The 1,097-nt window shown below is 40.7% G+C and carries 2 protein-coding genes; both read right to left on the bottom strand.

Annotated features, from left to right (window positions below):
- Positions 1 to 185: 185 nt before the first annotated feature.
- Positions 186 to 425, bottom strand: coding sequence for a hypothetical protein (locus tag C9E89_RS22730; RefSeq protein WP_107010316.1), 240 nt, complete (start codon positions 423 to 425; stop codon positions 186 to 188).
- Positions 422 to 1,097, bottom strand: a 676-nt coding sequence (locus tag C9E89_RS22735; RefSeq protein ID WP_213069662.1) for a phage minor head protein, incomplete at its 5' end; no start/stop codon positions are given. The genes C9E89_RS22730 and C9E89_RS22735, both read right to left, overlap by 4 nt.

A 1,097-nucleotide genomic window follows, 5' to 3' on the forward strand; every position in this document is an offset into this window, starting at 1 on the left:
GTGAATATACAAAGGCAAACCTTGTTCATTCACTTCTGCATATGTTTTGCCATCAATCTGAGTTGTTTTAAGTTTCATAAGTCATCCGACCTTAATTTGATTTGAGCATCCGCTCGTTACGCCCTTTTCATCCGAAATTTAGGCAATAAAAAAGACCCTTTTGGGTCATGGTTTAAATTGGTTGTTTATTCAACTTTTTCATAAGTCGCTTCAAAAATATCAGGCTTACATGGGTAAACTTCACCTTGCACACCCTTAATAATGTAATCACCAGGCATGGCTTTCATCACACCCTCTAGTGTGTTAATCAGAATTACTCCACCCGATCCACGCCCGACATTTGCATTATCAACCCATATTGGAAACTCATTTTCATCACTGTTTTGCCATGCATCAATCACAATAGGCTTTTTACGGTATTTCACAATCCCAACTCCTTAAACGTCTTTTCATCTACAGCCTTTAATTGCTTCAATGTAAAAGGCTGTCCGCTCAGTGGATCCACAAACTTATCCAAAGGATAACCACCTTCCTTATAAAGCTTGTATTTCGATGGTCCAAGCCATTCGCGTTGAAAGCTCTCATCTTGCTGAGCAAACCAATCTTTATACGTCGTATTTGCATCAACCTGACCAATCTTGCCAACGCGCTGATCTTTAGGAATATCTTTAACAGCGCGTTTATCTGCTACAAAGGGTCGTAGTCCTTCAACCGCACCATCTGAATTACAGCCAATTTGAGTAGTACGACAACGGCGGTGATAAGGTGGCTTTTGATGACCCTCTCCAATCTTTTGAATCCGACCATCTTTCATTGCACAGCCTTTTGAGGTTCGACCATCTAAAGTAGCGACATCTTTGGTGTACTTATAACCTAAGGCTATCCAAGTATCCAAGTAAGTGGTTGAACTAATATGCGCTCTGGCTGTTCTCACCTCTGCATCTATTGAACTGCGTGTTTGATTTAATAAACCATCTGCATAGTTTTGCTGCCTAGTCCCTTTGATCCGTCGAATAATCTCTTGATTGGTTTGACCATTATCAATGCCATCACGAATAACATACTCAACTTTCTTTCGGACACTATCCGCAATACCG

Source organism: Acinetobacter sichuanensis (assembly GCF_003024515.2).
Classification (GTDB): Bacteria; Pseudomonadota; Gammaproteobacteria; order Pseudomonadales; family Moraxellaceae; genus Acinetobacter; species Acinetobacter sichuanensis.